Source organism: Micromonospora sp. C28SCA-DRY-2 (genome assembly GCF_030519475.1).
Classification (GTDB): domain Bacteria; phylum Actinomycetota; class Actinomycetes; order Mycobacteriales; family Micromonosporaceae; genus Micromonospora.
On record NZ_JAUMKD010000004.1, the window covers coordinates 506,297 to 525,686 of the forward strand.

General features: G+C 73.4%; 20 protein-coding genes. 14 read left to right on the top strand and 6 right to left on the bottom strand.

The window, feature by feature from the left end; all coding sequences use genetic code 11:
* Positions 1–3 precede the first annotated feature (3 nt).
* Positions 4–687 carry a trypsin-like serine protease gene (locus Q3W71_RS20010; RefSeq protein WP_302920875.1) on the bottom strand — a complete coding sequence of 228 codons (684 nt, stop codon included), beginning with the start codon at positions 685–687 and terminating at the stop codon, positions 4–6.
* A gap of 413 nt (positions 688–1,100) precedes the next feature.
* On the opposite strand from Q3W71_RS20010, the gene purS reads away from it, so the two are divergent.
* The 4 genes from purS (at position 1,101) to Q3W71_RS20030 (ending at position 5,685) form a co-directional block, all read left to right on the top strand.
* The gene (gene purS, locus Q3W71_RS20015; protein ID WP_302920876.1) at positions 1,101–1,364 is read left to right on the top strand and encodes a phosphoribosylformylglycinamidine synthase subunit PurS; all 264 of its coding nucleotides are present in this window, start codon (positions 1,101–1,103) and stop codon (positions 1,362–1,364) included.
* Positions 1,361–2,044, top strand: coding sequence for a phosphoribosylformylglycinamidine synthase subunit PurQ (gene purQ / locus Q3W71_RS20020; RefSeq protein ID WP_302920877.1), 684 nt, complete (start codon positions 1,361–1,363; stop codon positions 2,042–2,044). The genes purS and purQ overlap by 4 nt, the downstream gene beginning before the upstream one ends.
* Positions 2,045–2,174: 130 nt before the next feature.
* Positions 2,175–4,925 carry a phosphoribosylformylglycinamidine synthase subunit PurL gene (purL, locus tag Q3W71_RS20025; RefSeq protein WP_302920878.1) on the top strand — a complete coding sequence of 917 codons (2,751 nt, stop codon included), beginning with the start codon at positions 2,175–2,177 and terminating at the stop codon, positions 4,923–4,925.
* Positions 4,926–4,929: 4 nt separating this feature from the next.
* Entirely contained in the window at positions 4,930–5,685 is a 756-nt protein-coding gene (locus Q3W71_RS20030) for a 2-phosphosulfolactate phosphatase (RefSeq protein WP_302921024.1), read from the top strand.
* A 201-nt stretch (positions 5,686–5,886) separates the two neighbouring features.
* Here the strand turns inward: Q3W71_RS20030 and Q3W71_RS20035 are convergent, their stop codons facing one another.
* Positions 5,887–7,890 carry a carboxypeptidase-like regulatory domain-containing protein gene (locus Q3W71_RS20035; RefSeq protein WP_302920879.1) on the bottom strand — a complete coding sequence of 668 codons (2,004 nt, stop codon included), beginning with the start codon at positions 7,888–7,890 and terminating at the stop codon, positions 5,887–5,889.
* A gap of 102 nt (positions 7,891–7,992) precedes the next feature.
* Here Q3W71_RS20035 and Q3W71_RS20040 point away from each other — a divergent pair, with 102 nt between their 5' ends.
* The 5 genes from Q3W71_RS20040 (at position 7,993) to amcA (ending at position 12,704) form a co-directional block, all read left to right on the top strand.
* A complete protein-coding gene (locus tag Q3W71_RS20040) occupies positions 7,993–8,367 on the top strand; it encodes a sterol carrier family protein (protein ID WP_302920880.1) in 375 nt (124 codons plus the stop codon).
* A 145-nt stretch (positions 8,368–8,512) separates the two neighbouring features.
* Entirely contained in the window at positions 8,513–10,054 is a 1,542-nt protein-coding gene (gene purF, locus Q3W71_RS20045; RefSeq protein ID WP_302920881.1) for an amidophosphoribosyltransferase, read from the top strand.
* 56 nt (positions 10,055–10,110) lie between these two features.
* Entirely contained in the window at positions 10,111–11,265 is a 1,155-nt protein-coding gene (purM, locus tag Q3W71_RS20050; protein WP_088996880.1) for a phosphoribosylformylglycinamidine cyclo-ligase, read from the top strand.
* Positions 11,266–11,395: 130 nt separating this feature from the next.
* Positions 11,396–12,499, top strand: coding sequence for a cyclophane-forming radical SAM peptide maturase AmcB (gene amcB, locus Q3W71_RS20055; protein ID WP_302921025.1), 1,104 nt, complete (start codon positions 11,396–11,398; stop codon positions 12,497–12,499).
* The gene (amcA, locus tag Q3W71_RS20060) at positions 12,468–12,704 is read left to right on the top strand and encodes a multiple cyclophane-containing RiPP AmcA (protein WP_302920882.1); all 237 of its coding nucleotides are present in this window, start codon (positions 12,468–12,470) and stop codon (positions 12,702–12,704) included. Before amcB ends, amcA begins: the two co-directional genes overlap by 32 nt.
* A gap of 144 nt (positions 12,705–12,848) precedes the next feature.
* Here amcA and Q3W71_RS20065 read toward each other — a convergent pair whose 3' ends face one another.
* Both Q3W71_RS20065 and Q3W71_RS20070 read right to left on the bottom strand, forming a co-directional pair.
* Positions 12,849–13,064 (bottom strand): DUF3073 domain-containing protein, encoded by a 216-nt coding sequence (locus Q3W71_RS20065; RefSeq protein ID WP_088996883.1) that lies wholly within the window; start codon positions 13,062–13,064, stop codon positions 12,849–12,851.
* Between the two features lie 294 nt (positions 13,065–13,358).
* Complete coding sequence (locus Q3W71_RS20070; protein WP_302920883.1) at positions 13,359–14,441, bottom strand: Glu/Leu/Phe/Val dehydrogenase; 1,083 nt, start codon at positions 14,439–14,441, stop codon at positions 13,359–13,361.
* Between the two features lie 172 nt (positions 14,442–14,613).
* On the opposite strand from Q3W71_RS20070, the gene Q3W71_RS20075 reads away from it, so the two are divergent.
* Both Q3W71_RS20075 and Q3W71_RS20080 read left to right on the top strand, forming a co-directional pair.
* Complete coding sequence (locus tag Q3W71_RS20075) at positions 14,614–15,453, top strand: hypothetical protein (protein WP_302920884.1); 840 nt, start codon at positions 14,614–14,616, stop codon at positions 15,451–15,453.
* Between the two features lie 251 nt (positions 15,454–15,704).
* Entirely contained in the window at positions 15,705–15,914 is a 210-nt protein-coding gene (locus Q3W71_RS20080) for a BldC family transcriptional regulator (protein WP_007073996.1), read from the top strand.
* A 78-nt stretch (positions 15,915–15,992) separates the two neighbouring features.
* Here the strand turns inward: Q3W71_RS20080 and Q3W71_RS20085 are convergent, their stop codons facing one another.
* Positions 15,993–16,373, bottom strand: coding sequence for a PPOX class F420-dependent oxidoreductase (locus Q3W71_RS20085; protein WP_302920885.1), 381 nt, complete (start codon positions 16,371–16,373; stop codon positions 15,993–15,995).
* A gap of 53 nt (positions 16,374–16,426) precedes the next feature.
* On the opposite strand from Q3W71_RS20085, the gene Q3W71_RS20090 reads away from it, so the two are divergent.
* Positions 16,427–17,206 (top strand): bifunctional 2-polyprenyl-6-hydroxyphenol methylase/3-demethylubiquinol 3-O-methyltransferase UbiG, encoded by a 780-nt coding sequence (locus tag Q3W71_RS20090; RefSeq protein ID WP_302920886.1) that lies wholly within the window; start codon positions 16,427–16,429, stop codon positions 17,204–17,206.
* A gap of 43 nt (positions 17,207–17,249) precedes the next feature.
* On the opposite strand, the gene Q3W71_RS20095 is transcribed toward Q3W71_RS20090, so the two are convergent.
* Entirely contained in the window at positions 17,250–17,546 is a 297-nt protein-coding gene (locus Q3W71_RS20095) for a hypothetical protein (protein ID WP_302920887.1), read from the bottom strand.
* 112 nt (positions 17,547–17,658) lie between these two features.
* Here Q3W71_RS20095 and Q3W71_RS20100 point away from each other — a divergent pair, with 112 nt between their 5' ends.
* Both Q3W71_RS20100 and Q3W71_RS20105 read left to right on the top strand, forming a co-directional pair.
* Positions 17,659–18,516, top strand: coding sequence for a 3-hydroxyacyl-CoA dehydrogenase family protein (locus Q3W71_RS20100; protein ID WP_302921026.1), 858 nt, complete (start codon positions 17,659–17,661; stop codon positions 18,514–18,516).
* 55 nt (positions 18,517–18,571) lie between these two features.
* Positions 18,572–19,330, top strand: a complete 759-nt coding sequence (locus Q3W71_RS20105) for an enoyl-CoA hydratase/isomerase family protein (protein ID WP_302920888.1) — start codon at positions 18,572–18,574, stop codon at positions 19,328–19,330.
* Positions 19,331–19,390 lie beyond the last annotated feature (60 nt).

A 19,390-nucleotide genomic window follows, 5' to 3' on the forward strand; every position in this document is an offset into this window, starting at 1 on the left:
CCGTCAGACACCGGCCACCGAGGTGATCCAGGCCCGGTTGTACGCGACACTGCCGTAGTTCTGGATGCTCTGGCCGTCGGCGGTCGAGGCGACCCCGACCTGGCGGCCGTTGTAGAACTGTGGGCCGCCCGAGTCGCCCCGCCACGCGTTGCCGTTGATCCGGGTGCTCCGGATCGCCTGGCCGCCGTACGCGTCGGTGGCGCTGTTGCTGGTCACCTGGACGCTGGCGGTCTTCAGCTGGCTGGACGCGGAGCAGCCGCTGTAGCAGGTCATGCCCCAGCCGTAGATCGAGTTGGTCGAGCCGATCGGCGGGTTGCTGCTGGCCAGCGTGACGTACGAGGTGCTCACCGAGCTGGACAGCCGCATCAGGGCCAGGTCGTAGCGGCTGTAGGTGGCGCTCACGGTGCGGGTGACGCCGCCGGAGGAGCGGTAGACGCTGCCCACCCGGACCGACATCGAGCCGCCGAGGCAGTGCCGGGCGGTGAGCACCCACTGCGGGGCGATGATCGTGCCGGAGCAGGTGAACGAGCCGTTGCTGAACACCGCGGCCGCCCACGGGGCGGACGAGACGGTGCCGCCGCCGATGATCGGGTCCGGGCCGGCCGGGGCGGCGACGGCGCCGGAACTGGCACCGAGCAGGGTGGCCGCGGTGGTGGCGAGGACCGCGACCAGGGATCGGATGCGCATTGCGGGGGCTCCTTCTGCGGGGATGGACCCGGGTTCGCCGGGTCCGGCCTGCCGGCCGGCGGGCGGGGGTGGCCCGGCGGCCGGGGACAATCATCGACGTCCGACGATGTACCGTAGAGCGCTGAGATGTCGTTCACAAGAGTTTCATCGAAATTCGCCGATGTCCTTCCGGGGGCTGGTCCGGGCCCCGGCGGCGGACCGGTCGAACCGGGCGAAACGCCGCGCGCGGCAACGAACACGCATCGGGATCGCAACGACTCGGCATCGGGGCTCACCGGGCCGCCCTCGATTACGTCGATCACTGCCTGACCCGCGTCCGGCCGGTGCGGTCGGGGCCGGATCTGCCAGGTAGGCTGGCTGCGCTCGCCCGTTGTGGGTCGGCACCCAACTGCGTACACAGTCAGGAGTGCCCAGTGCCTCGCGTCGTCGTCGACGTCATGCTCAAGCCCGAGATCCTCGATCCGCAGGGCCAGGCCGTCGCAAACGCGCTGCCCCGGCTCGGCGTCAGCGACGTCGCCTCGGTCCGGATCGGCAGGCGGATCGAGATCGAGTTCACCGGTGAACCGGACCTGGACCGGGCCCGGGAGATCGCCGACAAGCTGCTCGCCAACCCGGTCATCGAGGACTACACCGTCCGCCTGGTCGAGGCCGACGAGACCGCGGACGCCCGCTCGTGACCGCGCGGGTCGGTGTGGTGACGTTCCCCGGCTCGCTCGACGACGGGGACGCGGCCCGGGCCGTCCGGATCGCCGGCGCCGAGCCGGTCCGCCTCTGGCACGGCGACCCGGCGCTGCACGGGGTGGACGCGGTCGTGCTGCCCGGCGGCTTCTCCTACGGTGACTACCTGCGCTGCGGCGCCATCGCCCGGTTCGCCCCGGTGATGGAGACGATCGTGGACGCGGCCCGGGGCGGCCTGCCGGTGCTCGGCATCTGCAACGGCTTCCAGATCCTCTGCGAGGCCCACCTGCTGCCCGGCGCGCTGACCCGAAACCAGCACCTGCACTTCCGCAACCGCGACCAGTTCCTGCGGATCGAGTCGGCCGGCACCGCCTGGACCAACGCGTTCCAGCCCGGCCAGGAGGTGCTGATCCCGGTCAAGAACGGCGAGGGCTGCTACGTCGCCGACCCCGCGACGCTGGACCAGCTCGAGGGCGAGGGCCGGGTGGTCGCCCGGTACATCGGCGGCAACCCCAACGGGTCGCAGCGCGACATCGCGGCGATCACCAACTCCGCCGGCAACGTCGTCGGCATCATGCCGCACCCCGAGCACGCGGTGGAGGAGCTGACCGGCCCCTCCCTGGACGGTCTCGGCTTCTTCACCTCGGTCCTCAAGCACCTGGTGGGGGCGCCGGCGTGAGCGCGAGGAGCGAGCCGGGTCCGCGAGCCCCGCAGTCGCGGACGACGAGCGGGGCGGTGACCGGTCGCGGCGGGATCATCGGTCGGCTCACCCGCCCGCGGGGCGGCCACGAGCGCAGCGAGGAGAGGTCATGACCACCCATCCGGACCCGGTACGGGAGACCCCCGAGGTCGCCCCGGCACAGCCGCGCGCGGCCGCCGACGTGCCGCCGGCCGCGCCGGCCACCGGGCCGGCGCCCGCCGGCTGGGCCGAGGACGTGGACACCGTGCCGCGCGCCGGTGGCACCCCGGGCGAGCTCCAGCCGTACGCCGAGCTCGGGCTCCGTGACGACGAGTACGACCGGATCCGGCACATCCTCGGCCGCCGGCCCACCCAGGCCGAGCTGGCCATGTACTCGATCATGTGGAGCGAGCACTGCTCCTACAAGTCCAGCAAGGTGCACCTGCGCCAGTTCGGCGAGAAGGCCCCGCCGAGCGACCGGCTGCTCGCCGGCATCGGCGAGAACGCCGGCGTGGTGCGGGTCTCCGACGAGCTGGCGGTGACCTTCAAGGTCGAGTCGCACAACCACCCGAGCTTCGTCGAGCCCTACCAGGGCGCGGCCACCGGCGTCGGCGGCATCGTCCGGGACATCCTCGCCATGGGCGCCCGCCCGGTCGCGGTGATGGACCCGCTGCGCTTCGGCGCCGCCGACCACCCGGACACCGCCCGGGTGCTCCCCGGCGTGGTGGCCGGCGTCGGCGGCTACGGCAACTGCCTGGGCCTGCCGAACATCGGCGGCGAGGTCGTCTTCGACCCGTGCTACCAGGGCAACCCGCTGGTCAACGCGCTCTGCCTGGGCGTGCTGCCGGTCAACCGGCTGCAGAACAAGGCCGCCGCCGGGCCGGGCAACGTCGTGGTGCTGATGGGCGCCAAGACCGGCCGGGACGGCATCGGCGGCGTCTCCGTGCTGGCCAGCGCCACCTTCGACGAGGGCAGCGAGGAGCGGCGCCCGTCCGTCCAGGTCGGCGACCCGTTCATGGAGAAGCTGCTGATCGAGGCGTGCCTGGAGCTGTACGACGCCGAGCTGGTGGTCGGCATCCAGGACCTCGGCGGCGCCGGGCTGACCTGCGCGCTCACCGAGACCGCCGCGGCGGCCGGCACCGGCATGCGGGTCTGGCTGGAGCGGGTGCCGCTGCGCGAGCCCTCGATGGAGCCGCACGAGATCCTGGCCAGCGAGTCGCAGGAGCGGATGCTGCTGGTCGTCGAGCCGGAGAAGCTCGACGCGGTGCTCAAGACCGCCGAGAAGTGGGGCGTCTGGGCGACCGCCATCGGCGAGGTCACCCCGCCCGCGCCGGACGGCCAGCCGGGCCGGCTGGTGATCACCTGGCGGGATCACCTGGTGGTCGACGTCCCGCCGGGCTCGCTGGTCGACGACGGCCCGGTCTACGCCCGCCCGATGCGCGAGCCGGCCGACCTGATCCTGCTCCAGGCCGACCGGGCCGAGACGCTGCCCCGGCCGGCCGCCCCGGAGGCGCTGCGCGAGACCGTGCTGCGCATGATCGCGTCGCCGAACCTGGCCGACAAGACCTGGGTCACCGAGCAGTACGACCGGTACGTGCTGGGCAACACCGTGCTGGCCCAGCCGGAGGACTCCGGCGTGATCCGGATCGACGAGCGGACCGGGCTCGGGGTGGCGCTGTCGGTGGACGGCAACGGCCGGTACGCCCGGCTCGACCCGTACCACGGCACCAAGCTGGCGCTCGCCGAGGCGTACCGGAACGTGGTGGTCACCGGCGCGAAGCCGATCGCCGTCACCAACTGCCTGAACTTCGGCTCGCCGGAGGACCCGGGCGTGATGTGGCAGTTCGCCGAGGCCGTCCGCGGCCTGGCCGACGGCTGCGCCGAGCTGGGCATCCCGGTCACCGGCGGCAACGTCAGCTTCTACAACCAGACCGGTGCCGCGGCCATCCACCCGACCCCGGTGGTCGGCGTGCTGGGCGTGCTCGACGACGTGGCCAACCGGGTGCCGATGGGCTTCGTGCCCCGGCCGAACGGCGACCACGACCAGCTCTTCCTGCTCGGCGAGACGCACGTGGAGCTCTCCGGCTCGGAGTGGGCGTGGGTCACCCACGAGCACCTCGGCGGCGTACCGCCGCAGGTCGACCTGGCCCACGAGCGGGCGCTGGGCGAACTGCTCGCGGAGGCCGCCCGGGTCGGGCACCTCAGCTCGGCGCACGACCTCTCCGACGGCGGTCTGGCGCAGAGCCTGGTCGAGTCCTGCCTGCGGCGCGGGGTCGGCGCCCGGATCGCGGTGCCGGAGCGGTTCGCCGGCGGCTCGATGCCGTTCGTCTACCTGTTCAGCGAGTCCGCCGGGCGGGTGCTGGTCTCGGTGCCGCGCGGCCACGAGAAGGCGTTCACCGCCCTCTGCGCCGAGCGCGGGGTGCCATTCGAGCTGATCGGCGTCACCGACCCGACCGGCGGTGCGCTGGAGGTGCACGGGCAGTTCCGGATCGGCCTGGACGAGCTGCGCGCCGCGCACACCGCCACCCTGCCGCGCCTCTTCTCCGGCGCCGAGGTGGCCGAGGTGCCCGCGCCGGCGACCGGCGTGGCCGGTGCCGTCGAGGCGGTGCCGCTGCCGGTCAGCGAGCCGGCCGCCGAGGTCGCGCCGGTGGACCCGGCGAGCGTCGAGTCCGAGCCGATCGCGTCGGCCGGGCCGATCCCGCGGGCCGGCGCGGCGGAGCCGGTCGCCCCGGGCGCCGACACCGCCGCCGACGCGCCCGGTGCGCCCGAGGCCACGGCGGGTCCGGTCGAGGCCGCCGACGAGCCGGCCGAGCCCGCCGCCGAGGCGACCCGGTCGGACTCCGGTGCCGACGAGCAGCCCGCCGAGCCCGATCAGCGCTGAGGCGTTGGCCGCGGCGGTCTACGCGCAGCCCGGCTCGGGCGCCCGGTTCGACTGGGGCCTGAGCGGGGCGGCCGAGCTCGGCCGGGTCTGCGCGGTGCTGGTGGTGGTGGACGTGCTCTCGTTCACCACCGCCGTCGAGGTGGCGGTCGGCCGCGGCATGCGGGTGCACCCGTTCCCGTGGGGCGAGCAGGCCGCCGAGTACGCGCGCCGGGTCGGTGCGGTCGCCGCCGTGGGTCGCCGGAAGACCACGGCCGAGCAGCCGTGGTCGCTCTCCCCGGCGGCGCTGAGCACCGCCCCGGTCGTCGCCGACCTGGTGCTGCCCTCGCCGAACGGTTCGGCGATCAGCGCCGCGGCCAGCGCCACCGGCCTGCCGGTGGTCGCGGCCTGCCTGCGCAACGCCCGCGCCGTCGGGCGCTGGCTCCAGCGACAGGGGTACGGCTCGACGGACGCGCCGGTGGGGGTGGTCGCCGCCGGCGAACGCTGGCCGGACGGGTCGCTGCGACCCTCGGTGGAGGACCAGCTCGGCGCGGCCTGCGTGCTCGACGCCGTGTCGAACGTGCCGGGCGGGCTCTCCGTGGAGGCGGCCATGGCGCTCGCCGCGCTGGCCAGCACCCCGGACGTGCCGGCCGCCGTCCGGGGCTGCGTCTCGGGCCGGGAACTGGTCGAGGGCGGCTTCGCCCAGGACGTCGAGATCGCGGTACAGGTCGGGGTGTCGGACGTGGTGCCGGTGCTCCGCCACGGCGTCTTCTCCGCCGCCTGACCGCGTCCCGGCGCGCCGACCTCCGGCCGCGCGCTCGGCGCGGCCCAGCCGCGTTGGCGGCGCATCCCTGCGGCGCACTCCCTCCGCGCTCTGCCCCCAGACCGCTGGGGCGCTCCACGGCGACAGCGCGAACCGAAAAGGCCGCCCGGTCGACCGGGCGGCCTTTTTCGTGTTCCTTGCGGGCCGCGGTGGCCCGGGCGGTCAGTCGTCCAGCCAGTCCAGCCGGCGACCGCCCCGGTCCTGCGGCGGCGGGCCGTCCGGCCGGCCACGCCCGCCCTGCGGCTGGTCGCCGTAGTAGCCGCCGCCCTGGTCGTAGCCGCCGTCGTAGCCACCGCGCTGGGTCGGCGGCTCCTGGCCGTAACCGCCCTGCTGACCGTAGCCGCCCTGGTCGTAGCCGCCGTCGTAGCCGCCACGCTGGGTCGGCGGCTCCTGGCGGTAGCCGCCCTGCTGGCCGTAGCCGCCCTGGTCGTAGCCGCCGGTCGGCTCGCCGCCCCGGCCGTAGGGAGCCGGGTCGGACTGGCCGTAGCCGCCCTGGTCGTAGCCGCCGGTCGGCTCGCCGCCCCGGCCGTACGGGGCCGGGTCGGACGGGCCGTAGCCGCCCTGGTCGGGCTGGTAGGTGCCGGTCGCGTACGGGTCGGCGGGCGCCGGGTACTGGGTGGCGTCGCCGGTGTACCGGCCGGTCGGCTCGTCGTACCGGTCGCCGTAGCCGCCGCCGTTGGGCTGGTAGCCCGCCGCGCCACCGGCCGGCGCGCCGTAGTCCCGGCTGCCGTAGCCGCCACCCGAGGAGGGGGCGTTGCCGTAGCCACCGCCGGACGAGGGGGCGTTGCCGTAACCGCCGCCGGAGGACGGGGCGTTGCCGTAGCCACCGCCGGACGAGGGCGCGTTGCCGTAACCGCCGCCGTAGCCACCCGGGCCGCCCGGCTCGTCGCCGTAGCCGGCGCCCGCCCAGCCCGACTGCGGGCTCGCGGCGCCGTACGGCTGCGGCGGGGCCCCGTACGGGTCCGGCGGCACGTCGTCGACCACCGGCCGGTGCATCATCGTCGGCGCGTCGGCGAGCGAGCCGCCGCCGGCAACCATTGTCCGGTCCGGTCCGGCCCCGACCCCGTTGACCACCCGGGTCTGGTCGTCCACGCCCCGGTAGCCGCCCCGCGCGGCCGGGACGGCGCCGGCGCCGGCGGCGGCACCCACCGGGGCGTCCCCGTCGGCGTCGTCGGTGTTCTCCCGGCGCTTCATCCAGAGCAGCACGATGGTGCCGACACCCGCCGCGACCAGCAGGCCGCCGAGCAGGATGATCAGGTACGAGCCCATGCCGCCGCCGTCGGAGTTGCTGGCGTTGTTCGCCGCGCCCGCCGTCGCCTCCGGCGTCTCCTCGGCGGTCTCGTCGGTGGCCTCCTCCGTGGGCAGCGCCTCGGCGGTGGCCGACGGGGTGGCGCTCGGCGTCACCTCGACCTTGATCGCCAGGGACAGCCGTTGGTTGGTGATGCTCTGCCCGGCGTTGGCGGTGAAGCTCTTGGTGGCGACGATGTTGTCGAAGCTCGCGCCGAGGGCCAGCCGGCCCGGGGCGATCGGCTTGTCGCTGGTGCCGGTGAACCGGAAGTTGCCGCTGTCGTCGCTGATCGTCTCGGTGCGCTTGCCGTTGCCGTCCTGGAGCATCACGACGGCGTTCGGCACCGCGGTGCCGTCGGCCTGCTTGACCACCTTGCCGGAAACCGACCGGACGGTCTGCACCTCGGGCGGGGCCGCCGCCTTGACGGTGACGCTGAGCGAAGCCGAGTCGGTCCCGTTGCCCTCGACCCGGATGGTCGCCCGGGTGCCGTTCGCCGCCGGGGCGTTCGCGCTCGCCGTCAAGGTGAGGGTGACCGTGGCCTTCGGCGGTACGCCGTCGAAGTTGACGTCTCCGCAACCCCCGGTGCACTGCACGCCGCTCGGCAGGCCGGTGACACTGATCCTGGCGGAGTCCTCACCGATCTCCCCGGAGACCTCGACCTCCACGCTGCCGCTGCGGCCGGCGTCGATGGTGACCGAGTTGCCAGACTTGGTGATGCGCGCGGCCTGAGCGGGTGTGGCGGGGACGGCGAGCAGGGCGCCGACGACCAGCGCCACGACCACACCGGCCCGCTGCTTCCAGGCTCGTCGGTGTGTTGACACGTCCACCGCCTTCCGGGCTGACTTCCCTGGACCGGCGGGCGCCGGGCCGGGGATCATCACGGTACGAATACGCCGTCGGCAACTATGCCTTGTCTGACCGGATCGGCGCGACCCAGGGCCAGCGTCCGGCCGGCTCCGGGCGAGTCGTATCGTCCCGTGGTGTCCTCTCCGCACATTAAGTCCGCCGCGGTGACGGCGGCGTTGTCGGCGCTCGACGAGGGGCGTACCCCCGAACGACCGGTCCTCCGAGAGGCGGTCCGTGCCCTGTTGACCGCCCTCGCGGACCGCGCCCCCGGCCGATCGGTGGAGGTGCGTGTCCCACCTTACGGTGCAGTTCAGTGCATTTCCGGTCCCCGACACACCCGTGGCACCCCACCGAACGTGGTGGAGATGGATCCCCGCACCTGGCTGGAGCTGGCGACGGGCCGGCTCACCTGGGCGCGGGCGGTTACGGAGGGTCGCGTGTCGGTGAGTGGGATCCGGGCAGATCTTTCCGAATTTCTGCCGTTGCACGCGGACGGCGAAGCGATCTAGGTAACGGACCGGAGCGGTTTCGTGACTTTCTGTATCGACACCGATTCGCGTACACTGTCAGGCGACGACGAAGGTCCCGGCCGAGACGTGTGGGTCGCCCCCGTGATCCGCCAGGCCAGTCCAGATCAGCATGAGGGAGCGGCAGGTGCCCCGAGGCGACGGCCGGCTGAGCCACGACCTTGACCCCCAACGACCCGGCCCGCAGGACGCGTGCGGCGTCTTCGGCGTCTGGGCGCCCGGGGAGGAGGTCGCCAACCTCACTTACTTCGGGCTCTACGCGCTCCAGCACCGCGGTCAGGAGGCGGCCGGCATCGCGGTCAGCGACGGCTCCGGCGTGGTGGTCTACAAGGATCTCGGCCTGGTCGCCCAGGTCTTCGACGAGCCGACCCTGGCCAGCCTGCGCGGGCACGTCGCGATCGGGCACGCCCGCTACTCCACCACCGGCGGCTCGACCTGGGAGAACGCCCAGCCGACCATCCGGTCCACCAGTTCCGGCACGACCATCGCGCTGGCCCACAACGGCAACCTGGTCAACACCGCCGAGCTCCAGCGCGAGGTGGCCGAGCGGGGCCTGGTCGCGGACGGCTCGACCAACGACACCTCGCTGGTGACCATGCTGCTGGCCAGCCGCCCCGACCTCTCCGTCGAGGCGGCCGCGCTGGAGGTGCTGCCGCAGCTGCGCGGTGCGTTCAGCTTCGTCTTCATGGACGAGTCGACGCTCTACGCGGCCCGCGACGCGCACGGCGTACGCCCGCTGGTGCTCGGCCGCTTGGAGCGCGGCTGGGTGGTGGCCAGCGAGACCGCGGCGCTGGACATCGTCGGCGCCAGCGTGGTGCGTGAGGTGGAGCCCGGCGAGCTGATCGCGATCGACGAGGACGGGCTGCGGTCCACCCGGTTCGCCGTCCCGGAGCCCAAGGGCTGCCTCTTCGAGTACGTCTACATCGCCCGCCCGGACGCCACCATCGCCGGTCGCAACGTGCACGCCGCCCGGGTGCAGATCGGCCGCCAACTGGCCAAGGAGCACCCGGTCGAGGCCGACCTGGTGATCCCGGTGCCGGAGTCGGGCACCCCGGCGGCGATCGGCTACGCCGAGGAGTCCGGCATCACCTACGGCGCCGGCCTGATGAAGAACCCGTACGTCGGGCGGACCTTCATCCAGCCGTCGCAGACCCTGCGCCAGCTCGGCATCCGGCTCAAGCTCAACCCGCTGCGGCAGAACGTCCGCGGCAAGCGGCTGGTCGTGGTCGACGACTCGATCGTGCGCGGCAACACCCAGCGGGCGATCGTCCGGATGCTGCGCGAGGCCGGCGCGCTGGAGGTGCACGTGCGCATCTCCTCGCCGCCGGTCAAGTGGCCGTGCTTCTACGGCATCGACTTCGCCACCCGCGCCGAGCTGCTGGCCAACGGCCTCGACACCGAGGGCGTCCGCCGCTCGATCGGCGCCGACACGCTCGGCTACGTGTCGCTGCCCGGGCTGATCGCCGCCACCGAACAGCCGAAGACCCGGCTCTGCCGCGCCTGCTTCGACGGGGAGTACCCGATCGAGCTGCCGGCCGGCAACCTGATCGGCAAGCACGTGCTCGAAGGGGTGGGCCGTCGGGTCGCGAACACGACCCCGGACGCCCTGGACAACAGCACCCCGCCACTCGTCGCCACTCCGGGCGGCGCGACCGCACACCGCCCGTAGCACCACCCGGGGCCCCGGCCACCGCCAGGGCGCCGAGAACCACAAAGGGGAGAACCGTGACGCACGTGTCCGAGCGCAGCGGCGCAGGAAGCAGCCCGACCGGCGCCGGCGGCGAGCGCCAGCCGTGGACGGCCGGCGCCGGCCGCCAGGCGCGCAAACGGTCGGTCTCCTACGCGGACGCCGGCGTGTCGATCGAGGCGGGCGACCGCGCGGTCGAGCTGCTGAAGTCCAAGGTGCGTCAGACCCGGCGGCCCGAGGTGCTGGGCGACCTGGGTGGCTTCGCCGGCCTGTTCCGGCTGGACACCAAGAAGTACAAGAACCCGATCCTGGCCTCGTCCACCGACGGCGTGGGCACCAAGCTGGTGATCGCCCAGCAGATGGACATCCACGACACGGTCGGCATCGACCTGGTCGCGATGGTCGTCGACGACCTGGTGGCGTGCGGCGCGGAGCCGCTCTTCCTGCTCGACTACATCGCCACCGGCGAAGTCGTGCCGGACAAGGTCGCCGAGATCGGCGCGGGCATCGCCGACGGCTGCCGGTACGCCGGCTGCGCGCTGCTGGGCGGCGAGACCGCCGAGCACCCGGGCGTGCTCCGGCCGGACGAGTACGACATCTCCGCCACCGGCGTCGGCGTGGTGGAGGAGAGCGAGATCCTCAGCCCGGAGCGGGTCGAGGTGGGCGACGTGGTCATCGCGATGCGCTCCTCCGGCCTGCACTCCAACGGCTACTCCCTGGTGCGGCACGTGCTGCTCGGGGCCGGCCGGATGCGGCTGGACGTGGTGATCGAGGACTTCGGCCGGCAGCGGACGCTCGGCGAGGAGCTGCTCACCCCGACCAAGATCTACGCGCAGGACTGCCTCAAGCTGATCGCCGAGGCCGAGGTGCGGGCGCTGGCCCACGTCACCGGCGGCGGCATCCCGGGCAACCTGGTCCGGGTCCTGCCGGAGCACGTCGACGCCGTGGTCAACCGCTCGACCTGGAAGCCGCAGCCGATCTTCGACCTGATCCAGGCCAAGGGCCGGATCGAGGACCCGGAGATGGAGGCGACCTTCAACATGGGCGTGGGCATGTTCGCCATCGTGTCGGCGGAGGACGCCGACCGCGCGCTGGCCACGCTGACCGGCCGGGGCGTCGACGCGTGGCAGGCCGGCGAGATCATCGAGGGTTCCGGCAACGTGCAGATGATCGGTCACCACACCCGCGGATGATCACGCTCTGGTGATCGTACGGGCACCTGATCAGGGCTTCACCCGAGTGGCCATGGCCGCCTAGCCTGAAGGGCACCCTCAGGCACAGCGGAGGAGGGCGATGGCTGCTCGGGGACAGTCGTTCAGCGGAATGCGCGGCCTGGCCGCCGTTCCGTCGTACGTCGTGATGCAGCCCACCACCCTCTGCAACCTGGATTGCGCGTACTGCTATCTGCCATTCCGGGCGGCGGACCGGCGGATGGCCGTGCCGGTGGCCGAGGCGGTGGCGGCGTCGGTGAACCCGTGGGCCGCGGCCGGCCGGTTCTCGGTGGTGTGGCACGGCGGCGAGCCCCTGGCGGCCGGCCGGGAGCACCTGGCCGCGCTGTTCGCGCCGTTCGGGCCGCAGGTCGAGCACCACATCCAGACCAACGCCACGCTGATCGACGACGCCTGGTGCGCGTTCTTCGCCGAGCACCGGGTGCGGGTGAGCGTGAGCGTGGACGGGCCGCGGGAGCGCAACGGCGACCGGGTGACCCGGGCGGGCCGGCCGGCGTACGACCGGATCCTGCGCGGGGTGGCCGCGCTGCGCCGCCACGGCCTGCCCTTCTCGGCGCTGGCGGTGGTGAGCCGCCCGGAGCCGGGTCGGGCCACCGAGCTGTACGACTACTTCCTCGGGCTCGGCTGCGACGTGCTCGGCGTGAACATCGAGGAGACCGAGGGGGTCAACACCCGCGGCAACGCCCACGACGCCGGGGTGGTGACCGCCTTCTGGGCGGAACTGGTGGCGGCCTGGCGCCGGGACCCGCGGATCCACCTGCGGGAGGTCGAGTGGTCGCTGCGGTACGCCGCGGCGGTGCTGGACGGCACCGCCGACGACCTGTTGCCGCGCCGGCTGGACCCGATCCCCACGATCGGCCACGACGGCTCGGTGACCGTGCTCTCGCCGGAGCTGGCCGGCTTCACCGATGCCCGGTACGGCGACTTCAGCAGCGGCAACGTGCTGGCCACGCCGCTGGCCGAGATCCTGGCCGGAGCGGCCGGCACGGCCTGGGTGGGTGAGTTCCTGACCGGCGTCGAGGCGTGCCGTTCGTCCTGCCCATACTTCGGCTTCTGTGGTGGCGGTCACGCGGCCAACCGCTACTTCGAGCTGGGGCGTTTTGACGGTACGGAGACCGAGCACTGCCGCAACAGCAAGATCCGCCTACTGGAGGGAGTGTTGGAGCATGCCCGAGACCACGAGTCACCGGCAGCCTGAGCGCGTGGCCGGTGTCGCCCCGGACGGGGTTGCCGAGCGGGTGCGGGAGGCCGCCCCGGGGCTCACCGCGCTGCTCCAGGAGGCCGAGAACGCGCGACGGCTACGGGCGGAGGTGGCGGGCGGCGACGGTGCCAGCGCGGTCTGCGCCTGGAACCACTTCGAGAACATCCCGACGTTCTACAACTGGAACAACCGGCCCCGCTGAGGCGGACCGGGATCAGGGACCTGCCGATCGACCGGAGTTGCCTCCGGCGCAGTCAGGTCCCTGATCGTCGGTCGTGGTGCCGCTCGATGGGCACATGCGTGAGCACGCGGGAGGCTACCGCGTGCTCAGCTGCGACCGGAGAGGTCAGCGGGTCGGACGGACCCAGGTGTCCGGGTCCTCGTCCGCGTGATCCTCATCATCGTCGTCGACATACTCTTTGTAGTCGTCGTCGAAGTTGTGCTCAGACTTACCAGCACCCGCCAACTCGCGCTGCAAGGCGGTGAGGTCGGTGTTCGGGGAGTGGTACTTCAACTCCCGGGCCACCTTCGTCTGCTTGGCCTTAGCACGGCCGCGCCCCATGGCTCGACCCCCTCGCACAGAATGCGGGGCAGCCCGAAGGCGGGCCCCGATGACGTCAGGCATCTCTCGTGGCTCTTACGGTACATGGGGATGCCACCGTTCGGCACCTCGGGTTACCGTCGACCGGCCCTGCGCGTCGCGGTTGTCCGGTCGTCACACAGTGTACCCGGTAAGGAGTGGTGCTGGCAGCACCCATGACACCGGACGAATCCCCACGAACCGACCCGATTCCCAGCTTAACGGGGTGCCCGGGCCCGGGGGCGGAACCGGCGCGGCCCGCCCCCGGCTGACGGGTCAGCGCAGGTGGATCGTGCGCAGCCGGCCGACCTCGGCCATCCGCCGCTCGGCCAGCCGGTCGGCGGCGACCGCCGGCGGCACGCCCTCGGCGTCGGCGAGCTGGAGGATCTCCCGGGTGGTGTCGTAGATCCGGGTGGCCCGCAGCTTGGCCCGCTCGAAGTTGAAGCCCTCGATCTCGTCGGCGACCTGGATCACACCGCCGGCGTTCACCACGTAGTCGGGGGCGTAGAGGATGCCCCGGTCGGCGAGGAGCTTCTCGATGCCCGGGTGGGCGAGCTGGTTGTTGGCCGCACCGGCGACCACCTTCGCGCGCAGCGCCGGCACCGTGTCGTCGTTGAGCGCGCCGCCCAGCGCGCACGGGGCGTACACGTCGATGTCGGCGGCGACCAGCATGGCGGCGTCGTCGACCAGGGTGACCTGCGGGTGGGTGGTGCGGGCCCACTCCAGCGCCTTCGGGTTGACGTCGGTGGCCACCACCTCGGCGCCGTCGTCGAGCAGGTGGCCGACCAGGTACTTGCCGACCTTGCCCAGGCCGGCCACGCCGACCCGCCGGCCGTGCAGCGTCGGGACGCCCCAGACGTGCTCGGCGGCGGCCCGCATGCCCTGGAACACGCCCCAGGCGGTGAGGATCGAGGAGTCGCCGGCACCGCCGTGCTCCACGCTGCGCCCGGTGACGTAGCTCGTCTCGCGGGCGACCACGTCCATGTCGGCGACGTAGGTGCCGACGTCGCAGGCGGTGTAGTAGCGCCCGGCCAGCGACTCCACGAAACGGCCGTACGCGCGCAGCAGCGCCTCGGTCTTGATCTGCTCGGGATCACCCCAGATGACCGCCTTGCCACCGCCCAGGTCCAGTCCGGCGAGGGCGTTCTTGTACGCCATCCCGCGGGACAGGTCGAGCACGTCGGCGAGGGCGGCCTCCTCGCTGTCGTACGGGTAGAACCGGGTGCCGCCGAGCGCGGGCCCCAGCGCGGTGGAGTAGATGCCGATGATCGCCTTCAGGCCGGTCTGCTTGTCCTGGCAGAACACCACCTGTTCGTGACCGGTCGATCCCGGGTCGTCGGTGCTGGCGAATACGCCCATGGCTTGCTCCTGTGTCGGTGTGCGTCCTTGTGGGGCGCGGACCTGGTGGGACGCCGGCGGGGATGCTGCCGGTGCCGCTGAGCCTAGTATCGGCCGACGCCGTCCGGTCGCCCCAGGCACGTGGGGGGCGGCGCGACGGCGCTCGGGTCCCGATTCGTGGGAGGATCGCGCCGTGCCGTCGCTCTTCGCTTCATACCTGCGCGTGTACGAGCCGCTGACCGCCTTCGACCGGGACCGCCAGTCGTACTGGCGGCGCTACGTCGAACAGGGCCGGGCGGTCGCCCCGGTCGAGGGCCCGGGCCGGCAACGGACGTCGGTGATCGAGGCGCTCGGCGCCGGGTGGACCCGGCTGCCCGATCCGCCGGACGAGGCGTACGTCCTCGAGACGGACGACACGCTGCTGGTCTGCCCCTGGAACCTGCGCATCCGGGTGGCCGAGGCGGCGCTGAGCGCCCGCGACGGGGTGCCTCCGGTGCTCGCCGACGCGTTCGTGCCGCCGGTGCTGGCCGGCCAGGCCAAGGCGGTGGTGGAGGACTGGCGCAGCGGCGCCCGGGTGCTGGAGCACGGCGTCCCCCGGGTGCACGAGCAGGTGGCCACCTGGGGCGTGCCGCTGCGCTGGTTCGTACTCTTCGAGCCGGCCGAGCGGGACCTGGTCACCCGGCCCGGGCGGCGGGCGCTGCGCTACCGGACGGAGATCTCCAAGGCCCGGCGGCGGTCGTCCCGGGCGCTGGCCGTGCTGCGCAAGTCGGTCGGCGAGGCGCCGATCACCGAGGCGGTCGAGGAGGCCGCCCGCTGGCTGGAGGAGTTCCACCCGCGCTCGGTGGTCGAACTGGACTACGGCGGCCTGGTCGAGCTGCTCTCCGACGAGACGCTGGCCGCCGACGACTCGCCCGAACTGGTCGCGGCGGGGCTGGCCGGGCTGTCCCGGGGCGAGGCCGAGGAGGCGTCCGCGGCGTACGACAAGCTGGTGGCCCGGTGGCGCGCGGTGCAGTTGCTGGAAAGGTGCAACTGATCACCAACCGGTCAGGGAGCGCGCCCAAGGCGAGCAAGACTCGTAGCTAGCGCATCACGAACCGTGATCATGAGTCCGAATAAGGTACTTTCTGCCGTGTAAAAGTCGCATAAATCGGGCATGGTTCATCCGTCCGTCTAGGGACGTTCGGCCGTTCGGCCCATGTCGGACATCGGGGACTAGCCGGACCATGGGAGACGCGTCGGCCGGCGGGACCCCGGCCGATGTCTATACATGTGGAGGAGTGACCGATGGCATCGCGAACGCACGAACCAGAGCCGCTACTCACGCCGGCCGAGGTGGCGTCGATGTTCCGTGTCGACCCGAAGACGGTGACCCGGTGGGCCAAGGCTGGCAAGCTCAGCGCCATCCGGACCCTCGGTGGCCACCGCCGTTACCGCGAGTCGGAGGTCAGGGCCCTGCTGCAGGGGCAGATCCCCCAGCAGCGCCAGGGGGACTGACGGCCGGGAGCCAGCAGACGAACTGCCCGAGGGGGCGGTGGATCGCTCCACCGCCCCCTCGTCGCGTCCGGGGAATGCTCAGCCGGCCAGCGTGACCCGGACGCCGACCGTCCCGCCCTCGCCCCGGCGCAACCGGCTGCCGAGCAACGAGAGCCGGCCGAGCAGCCGGTACTTCTGCTTGATGAGACCGCGGATCCGGCGGGTCCCGGCCGGGTCGCAGAGGGTGGCGTGGCCGGGCACCGCCTCGCCGTGCGGCCGGCCCCGCACGTCGCACGGGGCCACGGTGACCTCGCCGCTGCGCCGGATCCGCTTCACCTTTCCGGAGTTCGCCGCCGTCCACACCGCCAGCGCGTCGCCGTCGCGGACCGCCCAGACCGGGGTCGCCACCGCCCGGCCGTCCTTGCGGAAGGTGGTGAGCAGCAGGTACTTCTCCGCCGCCAGGCGGTCCAACGTGGTCACGCCGCCAGGATACGACCGCGCGGTTGACTGACCGGCCGGATAGCGTGAAGCCCGTGACGGGTGAGCCACGGATCGGTGACGTCTTCGGTGAACTGCTGCGCGACGCGTACGCGGTGGCCACCGGGGTCGGTCCGCGGCCCCTGGCCGGCGGGCGGCTGCCACGGCCGGTCATCGAGATCATCGAACGCGACGACGGGTTGGTCAACGGTGCGCCCGCCGCGCACTACCTGGACGGTCCCGCCGGCTGGCAGCCGTACGACCGGCGGGCGGTGGACCGGGTGCGGGGCGCCACCCTGGACGTCGGCGTGGGCGCCGGCCGGATCGCGCTGGAGTTGCAGGACCGGGGCGTGCCGGTGACCGGGTTGGACACCTCGGCCGGGGCGCTGGGCGTGTGCCGGCGTCGGGGCGTACGCGACCTGGTGCACGGCACGGTCGACGAACACGTCGCCGACGGCCGGCGGTACGACACGTTCTTGCTGCTGGGCAACAATCTCGGTCTGCTCGAAGGGCGGGAGCGCGCCCCGGCGTTCCTGGCCGCGCTCGCCGCGCTGGCCCGCCCGGGCGCGCAGGTGATCGCGCACGGCACCGACCCGTACGGCACCCGCGACCCGGTGCACACCGGCTACCACGAACACAACCGCCGGCGGGGCCGGCTCGGCGGCCAGCTGCGGTTGCGGCTGCGCTACCGGGAGCTGGGCACCCCGTGGTTCGACTACCTGGTCTGCTCCCCGGACGAACTCGGCACGCTGGTGCGGGGCACCGCCTGGCGACTGGCCGACGTGGACGACCGGGACGCCCCGTACTACCTGGCAACGCTCCGGCTGGCCGGCTGACGCGGACGGGCCCCCGCCGGGCGGCGGGAGCCCGGGCGGTCGGTCAGACCTGGACGGTCGGCGGCAACTGCTCGGGCGGCAGGCCGCCGTCGCCGTCGATCACCTCGTCCGGAGTGCCGTCCTCGTCGAGGTCGACCATGGTGACGTCGACCTTGCCGTCGTGGTCGGTGTCGAACTGGAACAGGTCGGGCTTGCCGTCGCCGTCGGTGTCCACCACCCACACGTCGGTGCGGCCGTCGTTGTTGGTGTCGGCGCGCAGCAGCTCCACCCGCTCGTCCCCGCGGGTCTCCACGGTCTCGGTGGTCTCCGCGCCCGCGACGCCCTCCGGTGCCTGGCTCATCTCCACTGGTCCTTCCCTCGGTTGACCGCCGTCTGTACCCGATCCGCCGCGCCCCCACGCGTGCCGGCGCACCCGGGGCTCATAGGGTCGCACCATGAGCGAGCGTCAGGTGGTGAGCGATCGGTTCGTCGTGGTGGGTGCCGGCACGATGGGGCTGGGCATCGCGTACGTGGCGGCGGGCGCCGGGCACGCCGTCGAGCTGGTGGAGGTCGACCCCGACCGGGGTGCGGCGGCCATGACGCGGCTCGGCGAGCTGTGGGACCGGGCGGTGCGGCGCGGCAAGCTGACCGCCGACCGGGCGGCGGACGACCGGGCGCGGGTCACCCTCCGCGCCACCCTGGCCGAGGTGGCCGAGGGACCGGACGTGGTGGTGGAGGCGGTGCCGGAACGGCTCGACCTCAAGCGGTCGGTGCTGCGCGACGCCGAGGCGCTGCACCCGGCGCTGCTGGGCAGCAACACCTCCAGCATCCCGATCGCCGAGCTGGCCACCGGCCTGGCCCGGCCGGAGCGCTTCCTCGGGCTGCACTTCTTCAACCCGGTCTGGGCGATGGCGCTGCTGGAGGTCGTGGTCGGCCCGGCCACCGCGGCGGGGACCACCGCCGCGGCCGTCGCGCTCGCCGGCCGGCTGGGCAAGGACCCGGTCGTGGTACGCGACATGCCGGGCTTCGCCACCTCCCGGCTCGGCGTCACCCTCGGCCTGGAGGCGATCCGGATGGTGGCCGACGGGGTGGCCTCCCCGGCCGACATCGACAAGGCGATGGTGCTCGGCTACCGGCACCCGGTCGGCCCGCTGGAACTCACCGACCTGGTCGGACTGGACGTGCGGCTGGACATCGCGCGCACCCTCCAGGCCGCGTACGGGGACCGGTTCGCGCCGCCGCCACTGCTGGTGGAGATGGTGGCCGACGGGCGGCTGGGCAAGAAGTCCGGGCAGGGCTTCTACCGCTGGGAGAACGGGGTGAAGGCGTGAGCGCGGGGAGTGAGCCGGGTCTGCGAGCCCCGCAGTCGCGAACGAGGGTGGCACGGTGACCGCGGCCAACGGTGCCGGCCTGCGGGTCGAGGAGCACCCGGACCGGCTGGTGGTCACGCTCGACCGGCCGGAGAAACGCAACGCGATCGACGCCGACCTGATCGCCGCGCTGCACGCCGTCTGCGCCGAGCTGGAGGCGCGCCCCCGGCTGTTGCTGCTCACCGGCGGGACGGACGGCATCTTCGCCGGCGGGGCGGACATCGGGCAACTGCGCGAGCGCGGCCGGCTGGAGGCGCTGGCCGCGATCAACTCGGCGGCGTTCGCCCGGATCCGGGCGCTGCCGATGCCGACCGTGGCGGCGGTGGACGGCCCGGCGCTGGGCGGCGGCGCCGAGCTGGCGTACGCCTGCGATCTGCGGGTCTGCACGGAGCGCGCGGTCTTCGGCCAGCCGGAGGTGCGGTTGGGCATCCTGGCCGGCGCCGGCGCGACCCACCGGCTGCCGACGCTGGTCGGCGAGGCCCGGGCCAAGGAACTGCTCTTCACCGGGCGCCGGGTAAACGCCGCGGAGGCGCTGCGGATCGGGCTGGTCAACCGGGTGGTGGCCGAGCCCGGCGAGCTGCTGCCGGCGGCGCACGGCCTGATCGACGAGATGGCCAAGGGGTCCGCGCTGGCGCTGCGGCTGACGAAGCTGGCGGTCGACGCGCCGGCCGCCGCGCACCCCCAGCTCGACCTGGTCAGTCAGGCGGTGCTCTTCGAGGACGAGGAGAAGCACCGGCGGATGACCGAGTTCCTCGAGCGGCGTCGCCCGCGCTGACCACGCAACGACGACGGCCGCACCGGTCAACCGGTGCGGCCGTCCCGCGACTGGGCGGCG